Source organism: Thermotoga sp. Mc24 (assembly GCF_000784835.1).
GTDB lineage: Bacteria > Thermotogota > Thermotogae > Thermotogales > Thermotogaceae > Thermotoga.
This window is the reverse complement of the sequence record NZ_JSFH01000005.1, coordinates 46,529-53,474: the sequence shown is the minus strand read 5'-3', so window position 1 is coordinate 53,474 and position 6,946 is coordinate 46,529. Positions and strand designations below refer to the sequence as shown.

Here is a 6,946-nt window from a genome sequence, read left to right as displayed (position 1 = left end):
CAGGTCCCCCGTCGAGAAGATGTAGAAGTCGTATCCGGGCACTTTCTCCCACACGGTGTATTTCTTCTCTCCGTTGTATTCGTACTCTACGTATTTCTCTCCACCTTTCTTTGCCTCTTCAAACGCTTTCTCAAAGCCTCCAAGCTCTTTCACCTCTTTCATGAAGTTCCCCATGTCTTTGTGGATCAGTACCTTTCCGTCGCTTGTGACAAGAAGCCCGTAGCCGCTCTTGCTCGCTTTCCCTTCTTCTACAACCGCTTTCCAGAGATCGGTGTTCTCAGAGAGGGATATACCTAATGCTATCAGTCCAGATGGTTCTGAACCGAACGTTGTAACTCCCTCCACGAAAAGCAAAACAGGCTTTCCATCGATGGATTCGGCAAGGACAAGCGAAGTTTTGTTTTTTTCCTTCATAAGGCTGAGGTACTTTTCGTACTCTGAATAGTTCTTCTCTTCTATTTTTTCTGGTAAAACCAAATAAGCGGATTCGCTCATCTCATCGACAACAATACCAACGGAGACTGTATCCGTAGCCCCCTGAAGAACAGACTGAAGGTTCGAAGCAATCGTGTACCCTCCTATGAGAGAGCTACCAAGGAGGGTTTTCAGATTTCTTTGAACCTCGTTCAGCTTCTGGGAGATGTATTTTGAAAGAGAAGACACCGACTTCTCCATGTAATCTTTTGCGTTGCTGATGAGAAGAGACGAGGTACTTCTCTGAACCAGATAAGCACTGAGAACAAAAGAAACAAGAACCACAACCATTATGAATATGATTCTGAATCTTATGTTCATCTCGCATCTCTCCTTTTATGTTTCTGAAATACCCCCGGCGCAAAGCACCGGGGATGTGTCTCATTGAGGGCTCACCGTGACATCATCGAAATAAATCGTAGTTGCCGTTCCTTCTCCGAGTTCGAAACTGATCTGAACGACCTCATCCGCATCGTCTGGATGCGTGTAGGTGAACGTGAACGTCTGCCAGTCCGCTGTGAGATTCACCGTTTGAGCAAAATAGTTGGTCCAGGGATCGTGATTCTGCAGAATTTTCACATTTATAGGTCTTGGTGTATCCGCTTTTGCTTTGAAAGAAATGGTGTAGGTTTTTCCTCTGTAAAGACCTATCCACTGGTTGAACTGAATATGCCACGTGTCAGTTCCAGGATCGGCTATCGTGATATAAGCGTAGCCATCCCTGACACCGTAATCGGAGACCCTGGCACCGCTGATCCCGTAATCTCCCGCCTGCCAAATGAACCATTCGTCCGGGTTGTTGGCCTGATCGTTCACAATAGGTTCGTCGAAAGTGCCGTTATTTATCTGTTCATAGGTCACCTCGGGACCTGCCTGCTGCTGTGCTTGTTCATATTCGCAGTCATCCACTTCCCCGGTGATTGTTTCCGGATTCATATCTTTATAGACTCTGATGTAGTCGATGTACATTCTCTGCGGGAATTGGGTGGTTTCGTCGGGATAACCTGGCCAGTAGCCTCCCACGGCAACGTTCAGAATGAGGAAGAACGGATGGTCGAAAACCCACTCAAGACCGAGTTCGGCCAGTTCATCCTTGCTGAGGACGTGGTAGAGCTGTCCGTCCACGTACCACTCCACTTCGTCTTCGTCCCATTCGATGGAGAAAATGTGGAAGTCTTCGGAAAAGTCCGGTACTCCTTCTGGAAGATGATAGGCAACACCTATACCCGCACCACCAGAATATCCCGGACCGTGTGCTGTTCCATAAACGGTTCTGGTGTCGTGGCCAAGCATCTCCATGATGTCGATCTCACCACAGGTGGGCCATCCGACCTCTCCTATGTTGTTTCCGAGCATCCAGAGAGCGGGCCAGATACCTTTTCCCTTTGGAAGTTTTGCCCTTATTTCGATTTTCCCGTATTTTATTTCGAATTTACCTTCTGTGGTCATCCTGGCTGAGGTGTAATCGTAAGTTCCATACTCATCGGAAACCTGTTCTTTTCTTGCCTCAATCACAAGACAGCCGTTTTCAACGAACGCGTTTTCGTCTGTATAGTACTCGAGTTCCCCGTTACCCCAGCCTGGAATACCTTTTGCATGACCGTTTCCTATCTCGAAGTTCCAGATGTTCGGATCGATAACACCGTCATCGAACTCCTGACTCCAAACGAGCTGCCAGTCTTCCACTTTGTCTTCATCCTCCTCGGTGTAGATTTCGTTTTCCTCACCGCTTACCTCGAGAACACCGATGTCCTCCATCACTACGTCGTCTATCCAGACCGTGCCGGTATACTTTCCAAGCTGAAACTCGAAACGAGCATTTTCATCGGTCTCCTGTCTCATGACGAATTCGAACTCGTACTTCTGCCAATCTGTTCCGAGCTCGAAGACCATGCCGCCGGATTCGTCGGTACCGGGGTTGTACGCGGTCCATCCTCTTCCGGCCGTTCCTCCTATCTTCACCCCGATGTTTCTCTGAGAGGAGGCTTTGGCTCGGAAAGAAACTCTGTACTTGTGGAGTTTCTCAACACGTATGGGAGCCTGTATGATCTGAACCGACCAGGTGTGATCTCCTCCGTTTGTTATCTCAACCACGAGAACGCCGTTTTCAACTCGAGCCGTTCCCTCACCGTTTGAATTGGTGAAGAATACCCAGTTTCCTCCTGTGTCTATAGAGCCATCCTCTGCGGGTGGGTCTATATCCACACCTGCGATGAGAATTGGTTCATCGAAAGAAGCGTTGCCAAGGATGTTTTGAGCCAGAATGAAAACAGGAAAGAGAAGCAGAGCGAAAACCAGCCTGCTCATCATATTACCCCCTTTTCATGGTTTGAATCTCTTCTCTCCCTCAACCAGAAAAATATCTCTCAACCTTATATCCCTCGAAGATGCACCGACCCTGACCTCGTATTCTCCTGACTCGACAACCCATTCTTTCCCATCGAAACTCGCAAGATCTCTAAGAGGAATTTCCAGAAAGATCTTTTCGGATTCGCCCGGGTTCAAAAGTTTTGTTTTGTGGAACGCTTTCAGCTCCTGGAAGGGCTTGTCTATTTTCCCTTTTGGAGCTTTGATATAAACCTGTGAGACTTCTTTTCCGGCTTTGTCACCGATGTTTGTGATCGTGTACGATACTCTGAGCGTCTCCCCATCGAGATTGACTTTTAAATCTTTGTATTCAAACTTTGTGTAAGAGAGGCCGTAGCCGAACTCATAGGCAGGTTCTACACCGAAGGTGTCGTAGTACCTGTATCCCACGTAGATGTCTTCCTCGTACACCACCTTTTGCGGATTGTCCTTTGGTTCTCCTGGGAACGTCCAGGATGGAACGTCCAAGTAATCTTTCGGGAAGGTCGTTGGAAGTTTTCCAGAGGGATTGACCTTTCCCACAAGAACATCGGCTACTATTCTTCCCATCTCCTGTCCCGCCTGCCAGACAAGAAGAATTCCATCTACAAGGTCTCTCCAACTTGCAACTTCGATTGGACCTCCGATGTTGAGAAGAACTATAACCTTCTTACTCTGTTCATGGAATTCTCTCGAGACGGTTTTTATGAGCTCCAGTTCGTCATCAGAGAGGTAGAAGTCACCTTTCACCGGCTTTCTGTCGTATCCTTCACCGGAGATCCTGCTGATCACAACAACTGCAACATCGTTTTTCTTTGCAGCTTTCTTTATCTCTTTTCCTGAGAGGAAGTTCTCTGGAAGTTTCGGTTTTATGATAGTTCCCCAGGAGTCGGTTCTGGGTTTATATTCATCTGTTTCTCTCATCTTTTTGATGTACTCCTCATAAGTGGAAGCGAGTTCTTCATCGAACTTCATGTTTCTTTCTTTTATGCCTTCAAGGATGGAGACCGTGTATCTTGGATGGGTGTCTCCGCTTCCTGTTCCTCCCTTTATTGTTTCTATCTGTCCTGTTCCAAAAAGTGCTATCTTCGAATTTTCAGGGATAGGAAGAGATTCTTCATTTTTCAAGAGAACAACACCCTCCGAACCTGCTTCATAGGCAACTTTTGCGTGTGCGTCAAGATCTGGTTTGTTGGAATACTTGTAACCTTTGAAAGAAGGCGCGTTCATAAGGACCTTCAGGATGTTTCTCACACACTCATCGATAACTTCTTCACTCAATCTTCCTTCCTTTAGAGCTTCCATGATCTCTTCTATCTCGTCTCTTCGTTCTGTGTTAACTTGGTAGGTCTTTCCCGGCATAATGAGGTCATTGCCCGCTTTGAGTTGTTCTACTGGACTGTCCCCAGCGTACCAATCGCTCATTACAAAACCACCGAATTCCCATTCTTCCCTGAGAATCTTCTTCAAAATCCACTCGTTCTGTGAGCAATATTTTCCATTCAGTTTGTTGTAAGCACTCATCACACTCCAAGGTTTCGCTTTCTTAACAGCGATTTCAAAACCTTTCAGGTATATCTCTCTGAGGGCACGCTCGGACACGATTGTGTCCACGACCATTCTGTTTGTCTCCTGATTGTTCGCCACAAAGTGTTTTATACATGCCCCAATTCCCTGCGACTGAACTCCTTTCACGAAGGCTGAAGCCATTTCACCGGAAAGGACAGGATCTTCTGAGTAATACTCGAAATTCCTTCCGCAGAGTGGATTTCTGTGTATATTCATCGCGGGAGCAAGAAGCACATCCACACCATATTCTCTCGCTTCTTCTCCCATTGCTTTCCCTACTTTTTCGAGGAGATCTTTGTTCCAGGTGGAAGCAAGCATGATCTCAACAGGAAAGGCTGTTGTGTAATAGGTGTTCTCATCGTTTTCCCTTGTTGGATTTATTCTAAGCCCCGCTGGACCATCCGCTAGGACAAACGCGGGAATTCCAACTCTTGGAACAGGGTGTGTTTCTCCAGCCGCACCCACTACGCGAGAATGGGGATTTCCGAACAATCCGGGAAGTCCTATCCCCACTACAAGTTTCACTTTTTCCTCTAGGGTAAGTTGGGACAGGATTTCATTCACCTTTTCCATCTTCATCCCTCCTCTTTTTCCTTTCTTTGATGACAAGAAACACAAGGGAAGGTACTGTAAGTCCAAGAAGTCCTAAATTGAGGTAGAACTCCACTGGCCTCAATCCGCGCCACAGGTAATAAAACAGAACTATCAACTCAAGAACCAGGGCCCAAGAGAAAATGGAAAGAACCGCTTTTGTAAACATCACAGGTCCTCCAGCTTCCTGTAAAGCTTCGGGATGCTACCAACAAGAAGTTTTGTGTACTCGTGGGTAGGTTCAAGAACCACCTTGTCTGGATGTCCCCTTTCCACGATTTCACCGTTCTTCATGACGAAGATGTTATCGGAAACGTAATAGGCAAGCCCCAGATCGTGTGTGATGAAGATGATGGATGTTCCCTGCTCTTCCCTGAGTTCTTCCAAAAGCTTTATGATACCTCCTCTGGAAGACGCGTCTATCATGGATGTGGGTTCGTCTGCTACGATCAGAAGAGGCCTCAAGATCCAGCATCTTGCGATCATGATTCTTTGTTTCTGACCACCGGAAATCTGGTGCGGATACTTCCCAAGCACATCCTTCGGATCTATCCCCACTCTGAAAAGCGACTCCTTTATGAGTTCGAGCGCTTCTTTCTTGTTTGAAGGCTTGTTCTCGAGAAGACTTATGGCCTGCCAGAGAGTTCTCTCGACTGGATAGAAGGGATTGTAACTTGAGAACGGATCCTGAAACACTGCGTGGACCTTTCTTCTGAATTCAACGAGCGATTCTTTATCCTTGAGATCCCTCCAGATGTCTTTTCCCTCGAACAGTATCTCTCCAGATGTGGGAGGAAGGAGTCTCAAAATCATCTTTGCGGTCGTTGTCTTTCCAGATCCACTTTCTCCTACGAGGGATACTATTTCTTTTTCTTTCACCTCGAAAGAGACGTCCTTCACCGCTTCTATACGGCGCTTAGAGAAGAATCCAAGTGAGAAGATTTTTGTGAGGTTCTTCACGACAAGTCTGCTCATGCTCTCTCCTCCGTGTACAACCAGCATGCCACTCTCCGTGAAGGTTCTATTTCTATCAGTGGCGGTTCTTTTTCTTTACATATATCCATCACATGCGGACATCTTGGATGAAACCTGCATCCAGAAGGTGGGTTTATAAGGTTCGGAGGTGCTCCAGGAATGGTGGTAATTCCTCTTTTCTTCACCTCTGGCTCTGGTGTGAGAACCGAATTGAAAAGCCCCTGGGTGTAAGGATGAAGAGGCTTCTCCAGGAGGCTCTCCACAGGTGCAAACTCAACTATCTTTCCAGCGTACATGATAATCATCCTATCTGCGATTTGTCTTACAGTCGCTATGTCATGAGTAATGAATATAATACTCTTCACAATTCCTTGCCTTTTCATCTGCATCAAAACCTTTAGAAGAACTTTCTGATTGACAACGTCCAAAGCAGAAGTTGGTTCATCCGCTATAAGAAGGCTTGGGTTCAGTACAGTTGCGATCGCTATCACGGCTCTTTGCCGCATTCCGCCGCTGAGTTCAAATGGATACCTCTTGAGCCACATGGGTTTCAATCCCACTTCCTCGAACCTTCTTTTTGCCTTTTCAAGAAGCTCTTGCTCGTCTATACCGTGAGATTCAGCAAGATGTCTCACGTACTTTTCCATTCTAATGGTAGGCATCAATGCATTCATGGCGGACTGGGGGATTATCGTGATCTCTTTTCCCCAGAATCTCCTTTTTACTTCGTCTCTTGTCATGGACGATAGTTCGACAAACTTCCCGTTGACTTTCAGAAAAATCTTTCCATCAACGAGTGTCAGAGGTTTTACCATGTTCATGAAGATCACATTCGAGAGAGTTGTCTTTCCACAACCGGATTCACCAACAACACCTATGACTTCGTCTTCCAGTATCTCAAAAGACAGACCATCCACCGCTTTAACAGAAGCTTTCTCCAGTTTATAGTAGGCCTTCACATTTTCTGCCTTCAAGAGTATTTCTTTCATTT

At 46.4% G+C, this 6,946-nt stretch carries 6 protein-coding genes; all 6 read right to left on the bottom strand.

The features are described 5' to 3' along the window. Positions 1-795: PDC sensor domain-containing protein (locus MC24_RS02080; protein ID WP_038052114.1), on the bottom strand; the 795-nt coding region annotated here is incomplete at its 3' end. Positions 796-855: 60 nt separating this feature from the next. Beyond that, on the bottom strand, positions 856-2,784 hold the full coding sequence (locus tag MC24_RS02075; protein ID WP_038052111.1) for a carbohydrate binding domain-containing protein: 1,929 nt from the start codon (positions 2,782-2,784) through the stop codon (positions 856-858). A gap of 12 nt (positions 2,785-2,796) precedes the next feature. Continuing rightward, entirely contained in the window at positions 2,797-4,962 is a 2,166-nt protein-coding gene (locus tag MC24_RS02070) for a beta-glucosidase (RefSeq protein ID WP_038052109.1), read from the bottom strand. Further along, entirely contained in the window at positions 4,946-5,149 is a 204-nt protein-coding gene (locus tag MC24_RS02065) for a TM0026 family membrane protein (RefSeq protein WP_038052106.1), read from the bottom strand. The genes MC24_RS02070 and MC24_RS02065 overlap by 17 nt, the downstream gene beginning before the upstream one ends. Next, positions 5,149-5,955 (bottom strand): ABC transporter ATP-binding protein, encoded by an 807-nt coding sequence (locus MC24_RS02060; protein WP_038052104.1) that lies wholly within the window; start codon positions 5,953-5,955, stop codon positions 5,149-5,151. The genes MC24_RS02065 and MC24_RS02060 overlap by 1 nt, the downstream gene beginning before the upstream one ends. Next, positions 5,952-6,944 carry an ABC transporter ATP-binding protein gene (locus MC24_RS02055; protein WP_038052102.1) on the bottom strand — a complete coding sequence of 331 codons (993 nt, stop codon included), beginning with the start codon at positions 6,942-6,944 and terminating at the stop codon, positions 5,952-5,954. The genes MC24_RS02060 and MC24_RS02055 overlap by 4 nt, the downstream gene beginning before the upstream one ends. Between the last annotated feature and the right edge of the window lie 2 nt (positions 6,945-6,946).

Coding starts and splice junctions, on each gene's coding strand:
- MC24_RS02065 (WP_038052106.1), bottom strand. CDS start 5,149: ATGTTTACAAAAGCGGTTCTTTCCATTTTCTCTTGGGCCCTGGTTCTT.
- MC24_RS02060 (WP_038052104.1), bottom strand. CDS start 5,955: ATGAGCAGACTTGTCGTGAAGAACCTCACAAAAATCTTCTCACTTGGA.
- MC24_RS02075 (WP_038052111.1), bottom strand. CDS start 2,784: ATGATGAGCAGGCTGGTTTTCGCTCTGCTTCTCTTTCCTGTTTTCATT.
- MC24_RS02070 (WP_038052109.1), bottom strand. CDS start 4,962: ATGGAAAAGGTGAATGAAATCCTGTCCCAACTTACCCTAGAGGAAAAA.
- MC24_RS02055 (WP_038052102.1), bottom strand. CDS start 6,944: ATGAAAGAAATACTCTTGAAGGCAGAAAATGTGAAGGCCTACTATAAA.